Source organism: Microbacterium sp. NPDC056569 (genome assembly GCF_042793475.1).
In the GTDB taxonomy this organism is placed as follows: Bacteria; Actinomycetota; Actinomycetes; order Actinomycetales; family Microbacteriaceae; genus Microbacterium.
Map to the genome: position 1 here is coordinate 344,544 of NZ_JBHTUV010000003.1, position 17,371 is coordinate 361,914.

At 71.2% G+C, this 17,371-nt stretch carries 18 protein-coding genes and 1 tRNA gene; 7 read left to right on the top strand and 12 right to left on the bottom strand.

The annotated features are described in order from the left end of the window. Position 1: 1 nt before the first annotated feature. Positions 2–262, top strand: coding sequence for a hypothetical protein (locus tag ACFQ7C_RS05875; RefSeq protein WP_378898575.1), 261 nt, complete (start codon positions 2–4; stop codon positions 260–262). 142 nt (positions 263–404) lie between these two features. On the opposite strand, the gene ACFQ7C_RS05880 is transcribed toward ACFQ7C_RS05875, so the two are convergent. From ACFQ7C_RS05880 to ACFQ7C_RS05890, 3 genes are all read right to left on the bottom strand, one after another. Beyond that, the gene (locus ACFQ7C_RS05880; protein WP_378898576.1) at positions 405–1,190 is read right to left on the bottom strand and encodes a DNA polymerase beta superfamily protein; all 786 of its coding nucleotides are present in this window, start codon (positions 1,188–1,190) and stop codon (positions 405–407) included. Positions 1,191–1,293: 103 nt separating this feature from the next. Further along, entirely contained in the window at positions 1,294–3,267 is a 1,974-nt protein-coding gene (locus ACFQ7C_RS05885) for a DapH/DapD/GlmU-related protein (RefSeq protein WP_378898577.1), read from the bottom strand. After that, positions 3,267–3,340, bottom strand: a tRNA-Gly gene (locus tag ACFQ7C_RS05890). Before ACFQ7C_RS05890 ends, ACFQ7C_RS05885 begins: the two co-directional genes overlap by 1 nt. A gap of 79 nt (positions 3,341–3,419) precedes the next feature. Here ACFQ7C_RS05890 and dcd point away from each other — a divergent pair. Then, a complete protein-coding gene (dcd, locus tag ACFQ7C_RS05895) occupies positions 3,420–4,025 on the top strand; it encodes a dCTP deaminase (protein ID WP_378898578.1) in 606 nt (201 codons plus the stop codon). Positions 4,026–4,031: 6 nt separating this feature from the next. Here the strand turns inward: dcd and ACFQ7C_RS05900 are convergent, their stop codons facing one another. From ACFQ7C_RS05900 to ACFQ7C_RS05910, 3 genes are read right to left on the bottom strand one after another with little or no spacing between them, the layout of a single operon-like run. Further along, positions 4,032–4,979 (bottom strand): hypothetical protein, encoded by a 948-nt coding sequence (locus tag ACFQ7C_RS05900; RefSeq protein WP_378898579.1) that lies wholly within the window; start codon positions 4,977–4,979, stop codon positions 4,032–4,034. A 32-nt stretch (positions 4,980–5,011) separates the two neighbouring features. Next, positions 5,012–5,764: a cache domain-containing protein gene (locus ACFQ7C_RS05905; RefSeq protein ID WP_378898580.1), complete on the bottom strand. Its 753-nt coding sequence runs from the start codon at positions 5,762–5,764 to the stop codon at positions 5,012–5,014. Beyond that, positions 5,761–6,546, bottom strand: a complete 786-nt coding sequence (locus ACFQ7C_RS05910) for a FadR/GntR family transcriptional regulator (RefSeq protein ID WP_378898581.1) — start codon at positions 6,544–6,546, stop codon at positions 5,761–5,763. The genes ACFQ7C_RS05905 and ACFQ7C_RS05910 overlap by 4 nt, the downstream gene beginning before the upstream one ends. 127 nt (positions 6,547–6,673) lie before the next feature. Here ACFQ7C_RS05910 and ACFQ7C_RS05915 point away from each other — a divergent pair, with 127 nt between their 5' ends. The 5 genes from ACFQ7C_RS05915 (at position 6,674) to ACFQ7C_RS05935 (ending at position 11,666) form a co-directional block, all read left to right on the top strand. Further along, the gene (locus tag ACFQ7C_RS05915) at positions 6,674–7,708 is read left to right on the top strand and encodes an ABC transporter ATP-binding protein (protein WP_378898582.1); all 1,035 of its coding nucleotides are present in this window, start codon (positions 6,674–6,676) and stop codon (positions 7,706–7,708) included. 70 nt (positions 7,709–7,778) lie between these two features. Continuing rightward, the gene (locus ACFQ7C_RS05920; RefSeq protein ID WP_378898583.1) at positions 7,779–8,957 is read left to right on the top strand and encodes an ABC transporter substrate-binding protein; all 1,179 of its coding nucleotides are present in this window, start codon (positions 7,779–7,781) and stop codon (positions 8,955–8,957) included. A gap of 76 nt (positions 8,958–9,033) precedes the next feature. Further along, positions 9,034–9,984, top strand: a complete 951-nt coding sequence (locus ACFQ7C_RS05925) for an ABC transporter permease (RefSeq protein ID WP_378898584.1) — start codon at positions 9,034–9,036, stop codon at positions 9,982–9,984. Positions 9,985–9,993: 9 nt separating this feature from the next. Further along, complete coding sequence (locus ACFQ7C_RS05930; RefSeq protein ID WP_378898585.1) at positions 9,994–10,794, top strand: ABC transporter permease; 801 nt, start codon at positions 9,994–9,996, stop codon at positions 10,792–10,794. Between the two features lie 221 nt (positions 10,795–11,015). Continuing rightward, a complete protein-coding gene (locus tag ACFQ7C_RS05935) occupies positions 11,016–11,666 on the top strand; it encodes a PadR family transcriptional regulator (RefSeq protein ID WP_378898586.1) in 651 nt (216 codons plus the stop codon). A 179-nt stretch (positions 11,667–11,845) separates the two neighbouring features. Here the strand turns inward: ACFQ7C_RS05935 and ACFQ7C_RS05940 are convergent, their stop codons facing one another. The 6 genes from ACFQ7C_RS05940 to ACFQ7C_RS05965 are packed head-to-tail and all read right to left on the bottom strand — an operon-like array spanning position 11,846 to position 17,220. After that, the gene (locus tag ACFQ7C_RS05940) at positions 11,846–12,862 is read right to left on the bottom strand and encodes an NAD(P)/FAD-dependent oxidoreductase (protein ID WP_378898587.1); all 1,017 of its coding nucleotides are present in this window, start codon (positions 12,860–12,862) and stop codon (positions 11,846–11,848) included. Beyond that, complete coding sequence (fdxA, locus tag ACFQ7C_RS05945) at positions 12,855–13,184, bottom strand: ferredoxin (protein ID WP_045299416.1); 330 nt, start codon at positions 13,182–13,184, stop codon at positions 12,855–12,857. Before fdxA ends, ACFQ7C_RS05940 begins: the two co-directional genes overlap by 8 nt. Continuing rightward, complete coding sequence (locus tag ACFQ7C_RS05950; protein WP_378898588.1) at positions 13,181–14,578, bottom strand: FAD-dependent oxidoreductase; 1,398 nt, start codon at positions 14,576–14,578, stop codon at positions 13,181–13,183. The genes fdxA and ACFQ7C_RS05950 overlap by 4 nt, the downstream gene beginning before the upstream one ends. Positions 14,579–14,622: 44 nt before the next feature. Next, positions 14,623–15,417 (bottom strand): uroporphyrinogen-III C-methyltransferase, encoded by a 795-nt coding sequence (gene cobA / locus ACFQ7C_RS05955; RefSeq protein WP_378898589.1) that lies wholly within the window; start codon positions 15,415–15,417, stop codon positions 14,623–14,625. After that, positions 15,414–16,334, bottom strand: coding sequence for an ABC transporter permease (locus tag ACFQ7C_RS05960; protein ID WP_378898590.1), 921 nt, complete (start codon positions 16,332–16,334; stop codon positions 15,414–15,416). The genes cobA and ACFQ7C_RS05960 overlap by 4 nt, the downstream gene beginning before the upstream one ends. Next, positions 16,324–17,220, bottom strand: coding sequence for an ABC transporter ATP-binding protein (locus ACFQ7C_RS05965; RefSeq protein ID WP_378898591.1), 897 nt, complete (start codon positions 17,218–17,220; stop codon positions 16,324–16,326). Before ACFQ7C_RS05965 ends, ACFQ7C_RS05960 begins: the two co-directional genes overlap by 11 nt. Between the last annotated feature and the right edge of the window lie 151 nt (positions 17,221–17,371).

The following is a 17,371-nucleotide window of genomic DNA, read 5'->3' on the forward strand; positions in this document are numbered from 1 at the left end:
CTTGCCGACGTCGACAGCTCGCGCGACGTCCGCGCCCGAGCCCCGTGATGTGCTGCACGAGCGCCGTGCCGGTGCGCAGGCCCTTCCGCTGGGCGAGCCCCTCGTATCCGAGCTCCCGAGACGAGCGGCGCGACACCTCGGCCGAGGCGCCGGCGACGATCAGCTCGAGCGCCTTCCGTGCCTCCGTCGTGTCGGCGAGCAGCGCCAGGAGTTCCTCGTCGGCGAGTCCTCCGACTTCGGCACCGCCGTCGCGGAGCAGTGAAGCGACCCGCGCCGCAGCATCCGTCAACCGCATCGCGGGGGAGGGAGCGGCCGAGAAGTTCATAGAACAAATATACGAGTCATGTCCGACATTGGCTCGGCGCGACCCAGATCGCGACCCGGGGAGCCGATCTCCGACTCCGTCAGCCCACGATCCGGCGGAACACCTCGTCCGCGCGCGCCCTCACCTCGTCGGGATCCTTGCCCGGCGCCGCCGATTCGAACGCCTCCGCGCGTTCCAGTTCCCGCGCGGCGAACCGCCTGAGCACGGCAGGCGGCTCGCCGGAACCCAGTTCGCGGGTCACCGACTTGAGGGCGATGAGGTCGGCGGCAGCATCCCGGATCTCCTTCGACGCGGTGGTCTCGGCGAGCAGTGTCGGCAGGTCCATCGGCGGCAGCGCGTCATCGGGGTGATCGGCGAGCCATCGCAGCGCGGCAGCCGGCCGGAGCACGTAGAAGAAGCGCTTCAGGGTCTGCGCACCGGCCTGCTGGCGCCGCGCGACATGCAGGTAGTGGCGGGCCATGGCGCCGCGCTCCACGACGGCGGCCGCGTACGCCAGCAGCTCGTCGCGGAACGCGGTGTCGCCGCCGTAGACGATGGGGGAGCGCAGCCACTCGATCGGCGTCGCGTTGCCGCGGGCCATCAGGGTCAGCGCCTTCGGCAGATCCCAGCCGTTGACGTCGAAGACCTCGTCGAGCGGCGTCTCGATGACGTCGCGCATCGGCCAGAGCGTGAGATAACGCTCACGCGGCCCCACGAACAGGAACCGGCAGTCGTAGTCGCTGTCGGGCGACGGGAACCCCCACGCCCGGCTGCCGCTCTCGATCGCCCACGGGATCCGCACCCCGTGCTCCGTCGCGACCGACTCGAGGCGCCGGTCGATCTCGGCGACGACCACGGCGTCGAGGCTGTCGGGGATCGCGCGCATCGCTCGACCCTACTCGCGCAGCACCTCGATCGTCACGGATGCCGCGCCCCGCAGCATCCGGGAATCCAGGCACCCGCCCGATCAAGGATGGGACGGATGCCGCCTACCGCAGCGCGGCTGCCGGCTCCGGTCGGTGCACGCCACGCGGTCGGTACCCGAGCGCGTCGGACACTCCGGCAAGGTCGGAGAGGTACCAGAGGATCGCGAGCCACATCTCGGTTCCCTGCAGTCCCGGTTCGGTCTCGGAGAGGCCGCGGGTCGCCGGGCTCGGTTCGCGGAACGAGAAGCCGGCCCCCGGCACCCAGGTCGGCAGGGCGTCCGACAGCAGTCGCGCGGCGAGCTCGCGCACCTCGTCGCCGCGGTATCCGCTCCCGCGCGCGAGCCACAGCGGGTGCGCGACGTCGAGCACGTTGCACGCGTTCCGTGCGCCCGGCGCGAACCAGCGCGGGTCGCGGGCGTGGCGCAGCACCGTGTCGATCACGCGCTCCGGGTGAGGGAGCGGGACCCCGAACTGCGCGAACGTGCCGCGCGATGCCCGATAGAAGCCGTTGACGACGGGGAGGAGGCCGCGGTCGGGTGTGGCCGCTCCCCACATGCCGGTGTGCGGGTCGGCGCCGAGGAGCAGCCAGCCGAAGAGCGCCTCCTCCACACCCGCTGGAATCGGATGCCCCGCCCGCTTCGTCCACAGGATCGCCGTGCCGAAGCCGTCGATGTGGTGTCCGGCGCCCCACGCGTCGGTGGCCCACGGCAGACTCTCGCAGAACTCGACGACGCGTTCCGGCGTCGCCGCCGTCACCCACGTGAGAGGAGCGGGGAATGCCGACCCGAGCAGATCGAGCGCGTAGCCCGTGCTCAGCACGTGATACGCGACGTCCTCGTGCGAGAACCCGAGGCCCTCCCGCTGACGCCCGTCTGCATCGAGGGGAGCGACCGCGCCGGTCGCGGCATCCTGCCAGCCCTGCAGCCGGCGGATCTGCGCCTCGGCCGACGCCTGCGGCGGCGCGGTGCCGAGCAGCAGGTGGGCGATCTCGATCGCGTCGGCCTGCGCACGAACGGTGGGCGCGGTGCCGGGGCGGTCCGCGAAGAGCTCAAGGTCGTCGTTCCACGCGCGCTGCAGGACGACGGATGCCTCGTCCCTCGCCCGTGCGGCCAGCTCGGCGACCCGCTCGGCCAGGCCTACGGTGTCGTCGGGTGCGGCCGCGCTGGTGCCGATGAGCGGTGCGGGAGAAGGCACGGTGCCGGCGACGCTCGGGGCAGGAACGGGTCCGGTGGTGACGACGCTCGGCGCGGGAACGGGCACGGTGAGGGCCTCGAGGTCGCGGGCGGGTTCGGGGGCCGGCTCGGACGTGCGCGTGTGCTCCGCCGTCGGCTCGACCGTCGCTGTGGTGAGTGCGGCGAGCACAGCCGGCGGCGTCTCGACCGGCTCGTGCGGTTCGGGAAGCTCCGGGCGATCCTCCGTGCCGCGGGCGGCAGCATCCGCCGCCGCGTCGGGCGCGACTCCGGTGTCGTCGGGTTCCACTCGCCAGCGGATGAAGCGCGCGGGGTTGCCGCCGACGACGGCGCCGGCGGGCACGTCCTTGGTGACCACGGCGCTGGCGGCGAGCACCGAGTGCGATCCGACACGGACGCCGTCGAGGATCACGACGTGCGAGCCGATCCAGACGTCGTCGCCGATCTCGATGCCCTTGGAGGTGAGCGGCTGGCGGAAGACGGGCGTGCCCGATTCCATCGAGTGGTTGAATCCGAGGATCGAGGTGTGCGCGCCGATGCGCACACCGTCCCCCATCGTGACGCGGCCGCGGATGACGGTGTACGGGTTGATGCTGCAGTCGGCGCCCGCGCGGAGATCGCCGGTGAGGTAGGCGCCGGCCGCGACGTACGTGCGGTCGCCGAGCCGCAGCGAGTCGTTGTCGATCGAGGCGAGTTCGGAGAGGAAGCACTGCTCGCCGAGCTCGTGACCGGGGCGTCCGGCGACGACCGTCTGCTGGAGTGCCAGCTGCGCCTCGCGCTCGGACGGACTCGCCTCGCTCCAGAAGTCCCAGGGGGAGTACTCGTGCGCGGCGATTGCGGGGGACATGGAGGGGCTGACGGGAATCGAACCCGCGCTGTCTGCTTGGGAAGCAGAAGTTCTGCCATTGAACTACAGCCCCGGACGCCGGCATCCCGGCGTTCGCGCGCCTGTTACAGCGCCCGGCCAGCATAACAGCACGGTCCGGATAGGCTGGCTCCGTGCTGCTGAGTGACCGCGACATCCGGCTCGAGATCGACGCGGGGCGCATCGGGCTCGACCCGTGGGATCCCGTGATGGTGCAGCCCTCGAGCGTCGACGTGCGACTCGACCGGTACTTCCGGCTGTTCGACAACCACAAGTACCCGTTCATCGATCCCGCCGAGGACCAGCCCGAGCTCACGCGTCTCATCGAGGTCGACCCCGAAGAGCCGTTCATCCTGCACCCCGGGGAGTTCGCGCTCGGCTCGACGTTCGAGCAGATCTCGCTGCCCGACGACATCGCGGCCCGGCTCGAGGGCAAGTCCTCGCTCGGCCGTCTGGGCCTCCTGACTCACTCGACCGCCGGGTTCATCGACCCCGGCTTCTCGGGCCATGTCACGCTCGAGCTCTCGAACGTCGCGACGCTTCCCATCAAGCTGTGGCCGGGCATGAAGATCGGGCAGGTCTGCTACTTCCGCCTCACCTCGCCCGCCGAGAGCCCCTACGGCTCCGGTCCGTACGGCAACAGGTATCAGGGGCAGCGGGGGCCCACAGCATCCCGCTCGTTCCAGAACTTCCACCGCAGCGACGTGGGCGCGACGGATGCCGGGAGCCGCGGCGCCTGACACCGCTCAGGGTGTCGGCTCGACGATGATCGGCTCCCGCGCGTAGACGTGCACCTGCTCGCCGTCGAGCACGAACTGGAGCGCGGTTCCCACCGAGAAGCGGTCGCGCAGCTCTGACGGGGCCCGCGTGCCGACGACGAGCGCCGCCTCCGCGGGGAACGAGCCCGCGCCGCACGAGCCGCCCAGGTAGGAGGGGTTGTCGCCGACCCCGCTGAACACGATCAGGCAGGGCACCGGCGCCTGCGAGCCGTCGCCCGTCAGCTGGGGCTGTGACAGCACCGAGAGTCCGTAGAACGACTCGAAGGCCCGCGAGTCCTCGGTCGGGCCGCCCCATACGTCTCGGGGCCACTCCGCGTCGGGATCCACCTGCAGGACGCCGACCTTGCCGGCCTCCATGCTCTGCACCAGCAGCGTGAGCGCGGCGCCGACCATCATCGCCGCGATCAGGGAGGCGGCCCACAGAACGGGAAGCCGCCGCCACCACGGGCGGGCCGGCGCGGTGTCGGCGACCTCCGAGGTGTCGGGATCGACGGCGTCGTCGCCGGGGTCGTGCGCCGCGTCCGAAGCATCCGTCCGGCCGGCGCGTGCGCCCGCGGTGCGAGGGTCGTCGTTCGCGATCGCGGCGGAGTCGTCCGCCTCGCGGCCCGCGGGTCCGGTGTGGGGCGCCGCCGCAGCATCCGCTTCCTCCGACCGAGAGGGGACGACCGCCAGTTGGTCGGGATCCTCACCATCGACCTCGACGGTGGACCTGCGCGGGGATCCGCCGTTGGTCGGGATGCGCATCCGCGCGGCGCTCGCCGCCATGCTCGCGGCGCTCGCGGCCGCCGCCTGCTCCTCGAGCTCACTCAGCCTGGCGAGGGCGACCGGGTCGTCGAGGATGTCGGCGTTCCGCCCGTACGCGCGCTCGCGCAGCGCGGCGAGCTCGTCGCGCGGGGAGTCGGTCGGCGTTGACATCGTAGTCATCCTCGCTCACCGCGCCCCGCCCGCTAGCTTCCGACGACGAGGGAGAGCGACGTGTCTCCGCAGGCCAGCACCGTCGTGCCGTCGGGGAGGCGCACCGGCTCGGGTGACAGCGCCCGCACGGCGGCGGTGACGCCGTCGGCGCGCAGCATCGAGCCCGGCTCGCGCCGGGCGTCGGTCGACGTCACGACGCGGCCGGACGCGTTGACGAGGGTCGCGGGCGTCTCGCCCGCGCGCAGCACCGGCAGGAGCACGCGTTCGAGCCGGTCGACCAGGGCGTCCGCGCCGACCACGCCGATCATCGCGCCGTCGCGGACCACCGGTGTCGTGATGGTGACGGTGTAGTCGTCGGTGCAGACATAGTCGACGTAGGGGCCCGTGAGGTGGCGCGCGCCGGTCGTCGCGGGAATGCGCCACCACTCGAGTGCCGTGTAGTCGCGGAACTGCTCGTGCGTCGGATCGTCGATCGTGGCGAGGCGCCGCACGCCGTGCGTGGAGCCTGTCGTGGCGAGCCACCAGGCGAGGTGCCACTCGGCATCGGTCAGCGCGCCGGGCGCCGCCACGAACCCCGCGCCGGTCAGCAGCGTCTCGCCCGAGACCGCGGGCACCGCGAACGTCTCGACGAGCGGATCGACCGTCTCCGTCGTCAGGGCGCCCGAGGTGGCGAGCCGCTCCTCCAGGAGTGCGCGCCAGCCGTCGATCATGGCGAAGATGCCGTCGATGGTCGCGGCGACGCTGATCGCCACGTCGGCCGGAGACCTTGTCGCGATGGTGGTCATGGGAGGTCCTTCGGGTCGGATGCCGCGTCCTCGGTGCGCGCGTCGATGCGCGCTCGCTCGTCGATGAGCCATTCGAAGGCGTTGTTGATGTGTGCTGTCGTCTCCGCGCGTGCCGCATCGGGCGCGACGTCGCGGATCGCGTCGATCACCCGCGCGCGGGTGACGGCGCTGCGGTCACGGTACTCCTGGTCGCGCAGGCACATCCAGAGGAGGGAGCCCGCCTCACCCTGCAGGCGCATCTCCTCGCGCACGAGGCGCGGGGACTGGCTGACCGCCGCGACCTCCAGCTGGAACCGGCTCACCGCGCGCCGCGCGCCGCCGGCCGTTTCGAGATCGGCGCCCTCGGCGATGCGCACGAGGGTCTCGATGTCGTCGTCGCTCGCGCGGGTCGCGGCCGTCTCGGCAGAGATGCCGGCGATCGCCGAGGCGTGCAGCGCGAGGTCGCGCAGCTCGATCCGGCTGTGCTCACGCAGGCGACGTTCGAACAGGCGCGTCGCCGCGTCCCGGTCGAACGTGACGAAGCTGCCGCCGTCGCGCCCGCGGCGCGTCTTCACGAGCCCCTTGTCTCGCAGCACCTCCAGCGCCTCCCGGGCGGTGACGAGTGCGACGCCGAGACTGCGCGAGAGATCGGCCTCGCTCGGCAGCCGCTCCCCGTCGTGGAGGACGCCCGTGACGATGGCGTCGGCGAGCCTCTTCTCGACGAGCTCGGCTCTGCCGGTGCCGTCCAGCGGAGCGAAGACGACGGCACGGGCGGCGTCGACTCTTCCCGTCGCGTGCGGCATGGGACTCCCGGGTGGAACAGCGGAGGAGTGCGTCCTCCGCAGACTGTGACCCGACCGTAACACGCCCACCCTCTTTTGACATATGGATCCATATGATTTACTTCCATCGACATCGAAGGAGACGTCCATGACCGAGCTTCAGCCCGCCATCCGGCTGACCGGACTCACGAAGGAGTTCGGGGCCGTCACCGCCGTCGACCACGTCGACCTCGAGATCGCCGCCGGCGAGTTCTTCTCGATGCTCGGCCCCTCAGGCTCCGGCAAGACCACCGTGCTGCGGCTGATCGCCGGCTTCGAGCAGCCGACGGACGGCACCATCCAGCTGTTCGGGCAGGACGTCACGAAGAAGGCGCCCTTCGACCGCGACGTGAACACCGTCTTCCAGGACTACGCGCTGTTCCCGCACATGACGGTGCTCGACAACGTCGCGTACGGGCTCCGCGTGCGGGGGATGGGTCGCACGAAGCGCCGCGATCTCGCGATGGCGGCGCTCGCCGCGGTGCGGCTCGACCAGATGGGCTCGCGCAAGCCGTCGCAGCTCTCGGGCGGACAGCGCCAGCGCGTCGCGCTCGCTCGCGCCACGGTCGTGCAGCCCAAAGTGCTGCTGCTCGACGAGCCGCTCGGCGCGCTCGACCTGAAGCTGCGCGAGCAGATGCAGGTCGAGCTCAAGCAGATCCAGCGGGACCTCGGCATCACCTTCATCTTCGTGACCCACGACCAGGAGGAGGCGCTGACGCTCTCCGACCGTATCGCGGTGTTCCACGACGGCCGCATCGTGCAGCTCGGCACCCCCCAGGACCTCTACGAGCGTCCCGCCTCGCGCTTCGTCGCGGACTTCGTCGGCACCTCGAACCTCTTCGATCACGAACGGTCGGCCGCCCTCATCGGGCGCGAGGGCGAGCATTCCATCCGCCCTGAGAAGCTCACGCTGGCCTCGTCGGCCGCCTCGGCGCCCGGGCAGCACTCGGCCGAGGGGACCGTGGTCGAGTCGATCTACGTGGGAAGCGGCATCCGTCGCGTCATCGATCTGGATGCGGGGATGCGCGTGACCGTGCTCGAGCGCAACGATCGCGGCCGGCAGTCGGACGACGATCGCGGCGACCGCGTCCACGTCATGTGGCACGACGATGACGTCGTCTCGCTCATCCCGCCGGGCACCTGAGACCCGGCCCAGAGACCTGGGCGCCCGCGCCCCGGAGCACACAGCACCACAGCACCCGAGAGGAAACACCATGATGCGCACATCACGCGGAGCGCGGTTCGCCGCGACCGCCCTGGCGATCGGGTCGATCGCCGTCCTGGCCGGCTGCGGCACGACCAGCGGGGGCGGCGCCGCGCCGTCCGAAGAGGCCGACGAGCTCGGCGACTACGAGGGCCAGGTGTCGATCCTCGCGTGGCCCGGCTACGTCGAGGACGGCAGCAACGATCCCGAGGTCGACTGGGTCAGCGACTTCGAGGAGAAGACCGGCTGCGAGGTCACCTCGAAGACCTACGGCACGTCGGACGAGGCGGTCAATCTCATGAAGACCGGCGACTACGACGTGATCGCGGCCTCCGGGGACGCGACGCTGCGTCTCATCGCCGCGGGCGACGTCGCCCCGGTCAACACCGACCTCATCCCGAGCTACGCGGGCATCTACGACTTCCTCAAGGAGAAGGAGTGGAATTCGGTCGACGGCCAGTCGTACGGGGTCCCGCACGGCTACGGCGCCAACTTGCTCCTGTACAACACGGATGTCGTCACCCCCGCCCCGACATCGTGGGACGTCGTGTTCGACGGCGCGAGCGCGTACTCGGGCAAGATCACGGCCTACGACTCGCCGATCTACATCGCGGATGCCGCCGTCTACCTGATGACCCACCAGCCCGATCTCGGCATCGAGAACCCCTACGCGCTCGACGAGACGCAGTTCGAGGCAGCCGTCGCCCTGCTGAAGGAGCAGCGCGCGCACATCGGGGAGTACTGGTCGGACTACCTGAAGGAGATCCAGGCGTTCGAGACCGGCGACTCGGTCGCGGGCACGACATGGCAGGTGATCCAGAACGTGCTCGCCGGCGGCGACGCGACCACCGAGGTCGTGCTGCCGGAGGAGGGGGCGACCGGCTGGTCCGACACCTGGATGATCGCGTCCGAGGCGGAGAACCCGAACTGCGCGTACGCGTGGCTGGACTGGATCGCGAGCCCCGAGACCAACGCCGAGGCGACGGCCTACTTCGGCGAGGCTCCGTCGAGCCAGGAGGCGTGCGACTACCGCGACGACTGCGAGGCGTACCACGCGGGCGACGAGGAGTACGCCTCGCAGATCTGGTACTGGACCACGCCCATCGCGGACTGCGTAGACGGACGCACCGATGTCGAATGCGTCGACTACGCCCGCTGGACGCAGGCCTGGTCCGAGATCAAGGGCTGACGACCATCGCAACGGCCGGAGGCGGCGCCGCCCACCCGCGGCGTCGCCCCCTGCCGGAATCCCACCGGAGAGACGGATGACCGACACCCTCACGCACGAGCCCGCGGGGCCGACCGGACCCGCGGGGCCCGCGGCACGCGCCGTCCCTGTGCCGCGGCCCACCCCGGCCCGCCGTGCTTCGGCGTGGCTGAGCGCGCACCCGCGCTTCCGCCTGGCGTTCCTGCTGACCGCGCCGCTGTTCTGGCTCGGGGTCGTCTACATCGTGGCGCTCGTGCTGCTGCTGGTGACGGCGTTCTGGACCGTCGACAGCTTCACCGGCGAGATCGTCACCGAGTGGACTCTGGACAACATCGTGACGGTGCTGACGGGATCGCTGTACCAGACGGTGACCCTCCGCACCGTGGGCGTCGCCCTCCTCGTCACCGTCATCGACGTGGCCATCGCCCTCCCGATCGCGTTCTACATGGCGAAGGTCGCCTCGCCGCGCGCGCAGCGGTTCCTCGTCATCGCCGTCCTCATGCCGCTGTGGGCGAGCTACCTCGTCAAGGCGTACGCGTGGCGCTCCGTGCTGTCACAGGAGGGGATCCTCGAGTGGATCCTGGCTCCGTTCGGCCTGCACACGCCGGGCTACGGGCTGACCGCGACCATCATCACGCTGTCGTACCTCTGGCTGCCGTACGTCATCCTCCCCATCTACGCAGGACTCGAGCGCGTGCCGGACTCGCTGCTCGAGGCGTCGGCCGACCTCGGCGGCCGCACGTGGCGCACTCTCGGATCCGTCGTGCTCCCGCTGGCGTTCCCGGCGATCATCGCGGGCACGATCTTCGCGTTCTCGCTGTCGCTCGGCGACTACATCACCGTGAACATCGTCGGCGGTGCCAACCAGATGCTCGGCAACCTGGTCTACACGAACGTCGGCGCGGCGAACAACCTCCCGCTCGCGGCGGCGATCGCGCTGATCCCGATCGTGATCATCTTCGGCTACCTCGCCCTCGTGCGCCGCACGGGTGCCCTGAACAACCTCTAGGACCCGGCGATGCGACTCTCGCGACTCTCCCGCACGGTGCTTGGTGTCGTCACCGCCCTCATCCTGCTCGTCGTGTATCTGCCGCTCTTCGTCGTGCTCGTGAACTCGTTCTCGACGTCGACGTCGCTCACCTGGCCGCCGCCGGGGTTCACGCTGGAGTGGTGGGGCAAGGCGTTCCAGAGCACCGGGGCGATCGAGGCGGTGGGCACCAGTGTCGTGATCGCACTGGTCGCGACGGCGATCTCCCTCGTGCTCGGCACGCTCATCTCGCTGGCCCTGCAGCGGTTCGAGTTCTTCGGCCGCGACGCGATCTCGCTGCTGATCATCCTGCCGATCGCTCTGCCCGGCATCATCACGGGCATCGCGCTGAACAACTTCTTCCGCACCATCATGGGCGTGCCGCTGTCGATCTGGACCGTCGTGATCGCCCATGCGACCTTCTGCATCGTGACCGTCTTCAACAACGTGATCGCGCGCCTCAGGCGCACCGGCACGAACCTCGAGGAGGCGTCCGCCGACCTCGGCGCCGGCATCTGGACCACGTTCCGCCTCGTGACGTTCCCGCAGCTGCGCTCGGCGCTCCTCGCCGGGGCGCTGCTCGCGTTCGCGCTGAGCTTCGACGAGATCATCGTCACGACGTTCACCGCGGGCTCGGGGGTGACGACGCTCCCGATCTACATCCTCAACAACATGTTCCGCCCGAACCAGGCGCCGGTCGTCTCGGTCATCGCCGTGGTGCTGGTGATCGTGTCGATCGTTCCGATCTACCTCGCGCAGCGGCTGTCGGGCTCGGAGCAGACCCGGCGCTGACAGGGGGCGAGGACGTGCGGCGGGCGATCCCCAGATCGCCCGCCGCAGGGGTGGGACGTCGTCCCCACGCTTCGCCCACCCGCGACGCGGACCGGTCCCCACACCGTGATCCCGCGCCGACGCTTACTGCAATCTGCAGTATAGGGTCGTTCCAGCGTCCGCGGGATACCCTTTACGTTCCGCGACGGCGACCCGGATGCCGGCGGGGAAGGAGCTGTGCGGTGCCCGAACGCGAACCCACGGTCACGGGGTATCTCACGCTGGGCCTGCTCGCCGGACGCGACTGGTCGGCGTACCAGCTCGCCGAGCAGCTGGGGCGCGGCGTCTCGGAGCTCTGGCCGTCGGCCGACCGCGGCCGGTATGCGGTGCTGAACCGGCTCCACGAGGCCGGATTCGTCGAGACCCGGCAGGAGCACACCGGCAGGCGCGCCCGCACCATCTACTCGATCACCCCCGCCGGCCGTGAGGCGCTGGCCGCATGGCTGAGCACCCCGGTGCGCCCGCCGACCGTCGAGTTCGAGGGCATGGTGCGGGTGCTGCTGTCGGACCAGGGCTCGCTCGACGACCTCCGGGCGACCCTCGCGCGCACCCGGGAGCAGGCGCTCGCGCACCGCGAGATGTTCGCGCGCTACGCGGCGTTCATCAGCGCGACCGGAGGCACCTTCCCGGAGCGCAAGCACCTGTTCGCCCTCGCCAACACGTTCATGATCGGCCATTACGAGCACATCGTCTCGTGGACCGAGTGGGCCGAGCAGCAGATCGCGGACTGGCCCGACACCGTGTCGCCCGCGCTCACCAACGGCGAGCAGGTGCACGACATGCTGGCGCCTGGCCGGCAGGCGCTGGCGGCCGATCAGCCGGGCGACCAGTGACTCGCTACGGCCGCTCGGCGTAGACGACCACGCGGTCGTCGTCGAGCACGAACTGCAGGAGCGTGCCCGCGGGCGCCGACATCGTCGATCGCGGCGTCGTGAACCGGAACGTCCGGGTGCCCTATCGATGTACATCGTGCGGCATCGCGCAGGGCGCGCGCCGCCACGGTGCCGCGAACTCAGTGGGCGGTGCTGACCCCGATCAGATCATGCACCATCACCGCGGCGGCGCGTGCACCCTGACCTGCGGCGACGATGAGCTGCTGCGGACCCGGGGATGCAGCATCCCCCGCGGCATACAGGCCCGGCACCGACGTGCGCCCCGAGCGATCGGTCACCAGGTTGCCGAACCCGTCGCGTTCGAGGTCGATGCCGCCGACGAAGTCGAGCGCCGGGTGCCACTGCGGCCGCACGAACCCGCCGTCGATCCCGACGCGCGCGCCGTCGACGAGGCGGACGGCGGTCACCGTGCCGCGGTCGCCCTCGAGGTCGTCGATGACGCGTCGTTCGACGATGATCCCGGATGCTGCGAGCTCGGCCTCTTCGACCGTGTCGACCGCATCCGATCCGTTGGTGAAGACGGTGAGCCTGTCGGTCCACCGGGCGATGAGCCGGGCGCGCGCGGCGAGGTCGCGGGTCTCGCCGATGAGGGCGAGCGGCCGGTCCTGCAGCTCCCACGCGTCGCACGCGGCGCAGCTGAACACGGTCATGCCGTAGAACGCGCGGAGGCTCGGGATGGCGGGGAGCGTCTCGCGCAATCCTGTCGCGACGAGCACCGAGCGTGCGGCGACGGCAGGCGGGATGCCGTTGCCGCGACCCTGCAGCGCCGCGATGAAGCGCAGCCCGTCGCCTCCGGGCTGCTCGAGCAGCCCCGACACCACGGCGCGGTCGAGCACGCGCACATTGGGGTAGGCGGCGAGCTCTGCGCGCGCGAGCTTGCGCAGCTCGAGCGGAGGGACGCCGTCGCGCGTGAGGAAGCCGTGCGAGCGCAGGGTCGCCGCGTTGCGCGGGCGACCGGCGTCGACCAGCACGACCGACGCGCGGGCGCGGCCGAGGTTCAGGGCGGCCGACAGCCCGGCCGGGCCGCCGCCGACGATGACGACGTCGACCTCGGTCGAGGGCGTCCCTGTTCCCCTGTCACGATCTGCCGCAGCCGGCGACACTTCGCGACGGGGGAGCGGGTTCTTGTCAGTCATGGCCGTCTCCTTGGGGAGGAAGCGCCGCGATGACCGGGTGGTCCTTCGCGATGACGCCGGTCTTGGCCGCACCGCCGGGCGACCCGATGTCGTCGAAGAACTCGACGTTCGCGGTGTAGTAGTCCTGCCATTCCTCGGGCAGGTCGTCCTCGTAGTAGATCGCCTCGACCGGGCACACCGGCTCGCAGGCGCCGCAGTCGACGCACTCGTCGGGGTGGATGTACAGCGACCGCTCACCCTCGTAGATGCAGTCGACCGGGCACTCGTCGATGCAGGCGCGATCCTTCACATCGACGCACGGCAGCGCGATCACATACGTCACCGGACGAGCGCTCCCCGCGAGATCGCGACCTGCTCGTCGCGGGGCACGACCTTGACGCGCTCGCGCGCGTGGACGTGGTTCGCACCCAGGTCGCGCTCGTGCGCGTCGAGGGCGAGCCAGCCGTCCCACGTCGTGTACGCGACCTCGCGCTCGTCGAGCACGTCGAGCACATCGCCCTCGACCGTGGGTGCCGACAGAGCGCCCGACTCGACGTCCGACACGAGGTGCGCGATGGTCTCCATCGCATCCGACTTCGTGTGGCCGATGAGGCCGACCGGCCCGCGCTTGATCCAGCCCGTGGCGTAGAGCCCGGCGATCGCGGGAGCCTCCACGTCGCCGGTGGTCGCGGCATCCTTCACCCGTCCCTCGACGTTCGAGACGACGCCGGCCTTCACGTCGAACGGCGCGTCGATGACGGGCGTTCCGTAGTAGCCGACGGCGCGGTAGACCTGCTGCACCGCGATCTCGCGGAACTCACCGGTGCCCTGTACAAGGCCGCTGTCGCCGACCGGCTCGGTGCGCTCGAACCGGAGGCCCTCCACGCGCTCGGAGCCGAGCACCTCGACGGGCGAGTGGTAGAAGTGCAGGTGCAGGCGGCGGCTCGCGCCGGTCGACTCGCGCGTGCGCCAGCTCTGGAGGATGCGCAGCATGACCTTCAGCTGGTTGTTCGCCGGCGTGATGCCCTCGAGGTAGGCGAAGTCCTCGTCGTGGACCACGATATCGACGTTCGGCACCTCGCCGAGCTCGCGCAGCTCGATGGGCGTGAACTTGATGTCGGCGGGGCCGCGGCGGCCGAAGACGTGCACGTCGGTGACGGCCGACGCCTCGAGACCCGCGAGCACGTTGTCGGCGATCTCGGTGGAGCGGAGGTCCACGGCGTGCTTCGCGAGCACGCGGGCGACGTCGAGGGCGACGTTGCCGTTGCCGATGACGGCGACCTCGCGCTGGTCGAGCGTCCACTCGGTCGGGACGTCCGGGTGACCGTCGAACCACGCCACGAAGTCGGCGGCGCCGTACGAGCCCTCCAGGTCGATGCCGGGGATGTCGAGCGCGGCGTCGCGGATCGCGCCCGTCGCGAGGATCACGGCGTCGTACCGCTCCTGCAGCTCGTCGATCGAGATGTCGCGGCCGACCTCGACGTTGCCGATGAAGCGGGTGGTGCCGGCATCCAGCATCTCGTGCAGCGAGTTGACGATGCCCTTGATGCGCGGGTGGTCAGGGGCGACGCCGTAGCGGATCAGGCCGTACGGTGCGGGGAGCGACTCGAACAGGTCGATGGCGACGGTTCCGCCCGCCTCGACGACCGAGTTGGTGAGGATGTTGCCCGCGTAGATGCCGGCGGGACCGGCGCCGACGATCGCGACGCGGAGGTTCTGGAGGCTCGAAGAAGTCACTGGGTTTCTTTCGGGTCAGGCGGAGGTTCGCGGGCGGTGCCGGGTCAGGCGCGCCGGCTGCGCTCGGGAGCAGCGAGGGGGTCGTAGTGGGAGAGGTCGAGGGTCGCGAGTTCGGCGGGCGCGTACGGACTGAGCCGGACGACGTCGCCGACGACCACGACGGCGGGAGAACGGATGCCTCGTTCCGCGGCCTGGTGCGCGATGGTCGAGAGCGTGCCGACCGTCACCCGCTGGCGGGGGCCGTACCCGTCCTCCACGACGGCGACCGGGCAGTCCGCGCCGCGCGCGCCGCGGGACAGCGTGATCGCGGAGTTCGCAAGGGTGCCGATGCCCATGAGCAGCACCACGGTATGGTCGCGGCCGCCGCCGAGGGCTTCGATCTGGTCGTGGGCGGTGGCGACGGTGAAGGCGGTCGCGACTCCGCGATGCGTCAGCGGGATGCCGGCGATCGCGGGCACCGAGATGGCGCTGGTGATGCCGGGCACCACCTCGACGGTCACGCCGGCCTCCTGGCAGGCCTGCAGCTCCTCGCCGCCGCGGCCGAAGACGTACGGATCCCCGCCCTTGAGCCGGACGACCGTCTTGCCCTCCTGGGCGAGGTGGACGAGGAGCGCGTTGATGGCGTCCTGCGGCACGGCGTGATGACCGGGGCGCTTGCCCACGTCGACGACCTCGGCGCGGAGGTCCACGCCGTCGGCCGCGAGCCCGTCGAGCACGGCGCGCGCGCCGAGCCGGTCGGCCACGATCGCGTCGGCCGCCTCGAGGGCGCGCAGCCCCTTCACCGTGAGCAGGCCCGCGTCGCCGGGACCCGCGCCGACGAGCCACACCTTGCCGGTCACTTGGCACCCCCGGTGATCAGCAGGCCCCGGCGCTTCAGCATCCGTCGCTCCAGCGGTCCGAAGAAGACGAGCTCGATGAGGATGCCGATCGCGAGGATCAGGATGATGGTGGCGAGGACGCCTGCCATGTCGGCGAGCTCCCGCGACTGGTCGAGCATCGAGCCCAGGCCGAAGCCGATCGAGCCGCCCGTCGCGATGATCTCGGCGGCCATGAGGGAGCGCCACGAGAACGCCCAGCCCTGCTTGAGCCCGGCGAGGTAGCCGGGGAGCGCGGCCGGCAGGATGACCGCCGTGGCGAGCTGCCAGCGCGAGGCGCCGAGCACCGTGCCGACGCGGCGGAGCTGCGGCGGCACCTGGTCGATGCCGGCGATGAGGCCGTTGACGATCGACGGGATGGCCCCCATGAGGATCACGAAGTAGACGGTGGCGTCGGAAAGGCCGAACCAGATGATGGCGGCGGGCACCCACGCCACCGACGGCAGCACCTGGAGCCCGGAGATGATCGGGCCGACGGCGCGGCGGATCGGACGCACCTCGGCGAGCAGCAGCCCGATGGGCGTGCCGACGACGATCGCGATGAGGAAGCCGACGACGCCGCGTTCGAGGCTCGTCGCGACGGCCTCCTGGAGGCGCCCGGTGTCCCACGCCAGGCCGAGCGCGTTCCACACGTCGGCGGGGCTCGGCACCTTGTCGGGCCGCGGCTCGGCGATCACGACGTACAGCTGCCACGCGACGATCAGGAGGATCACGAACACGACCGGCGGCACGACGCTCTGCGCGAAGCGGCGCCAGCGGCTCGGGCCGCGCTCGGCGTCGGTCTGCAGGCGGTCGAGACCGGCTTCGAGCGAGCGCAGGTCGTCCGAATGGGCGGATGCTGCAGCATCCGTCTTCGACACGGTCAGGGTGTCATGCGGCATTGCGGCGGATCTCCTTCCGCAGCTGCTCGGTGATCTCCACCGAGAGGGCGGCGACCTCGGGCGACTCGATGCGCCGGCCGGTGGTCTTCGTGATCTGCCACTGCTGCACGACGCGGCCGGGGCGGCTGCCCAGCAGCACGACGCGCTGGCCGAGGCGCGCGGCCTCCCGCACGTTGTGCGTGACGAACACGATGGTGCGGCCGGTCGCACGCCAGACGCGCTCGAGCTCCTCGTGGAGGAGGTCGCGCGTGATCGCGTCGAGCGCGGCGAACGGCTCGTCCATCAGCAGAACGGGCCGGTCCTGTGCGAGGGCGCGCGCGAGCGCGACGCGCTGGCGCATCCCGCCCGAGAGCTCGTGCGGACGCTTCTCCGCAGCATCCGCAAGGTTCACGGTGTCGAGGAGGGCGAGCGCCTTCTCGCGGCGCTCGCCACGGGCGACGCCGCGCAGGCGCAGCGCGAGCTCGACGTTCTTGCGGGCGGTGAGCCACGGCATGAGCGCCGACTCCTGGAACATGACGGCCGAGCCCTGGGACGGCGTCTCGATGCGGCCCGCGCTGGGCTTCTCGAGACCCGCGACGAGGTTCAGGAGCGTCGACTTGCCGCATCCCGACGCGCCCAGGAGGCACACGAACTCGCCCGGGGCGATGTCGAGCGACACGTCCTCGAGGACGACGGGGCCGGAGCCGAAGCGCTTGGAGACGCCGTCGATCCGCACCGCGGGTGCGGGGGCGGGCGCCGGCACCGGCACCGGCGTGACGCTGTCGAAGCTCGGGGCCAGCGGCTTGGTCGTGCCCGGTGCGGACGCGACCGCCCCCGCGGCCGCCGGCGCGTGAGCTGCCTTCGAGCCCGGCGCGGACCCGGAGGCGGAAGCGGGAGCGGTGCTCATGTTCAGTCCTCGCCGAGCCCTGCTGCCGAGACGGTGTCGGCGCCGTCGGCCTCGAGCTGTTCGTTGAGCAGGCGCAGGTCGAAGAGGCCCTCGATCGAGCCCTCCTTCTGGGTGCCCGCCTCGATGCCGTTCTCGACGAGCGTCTGGAACG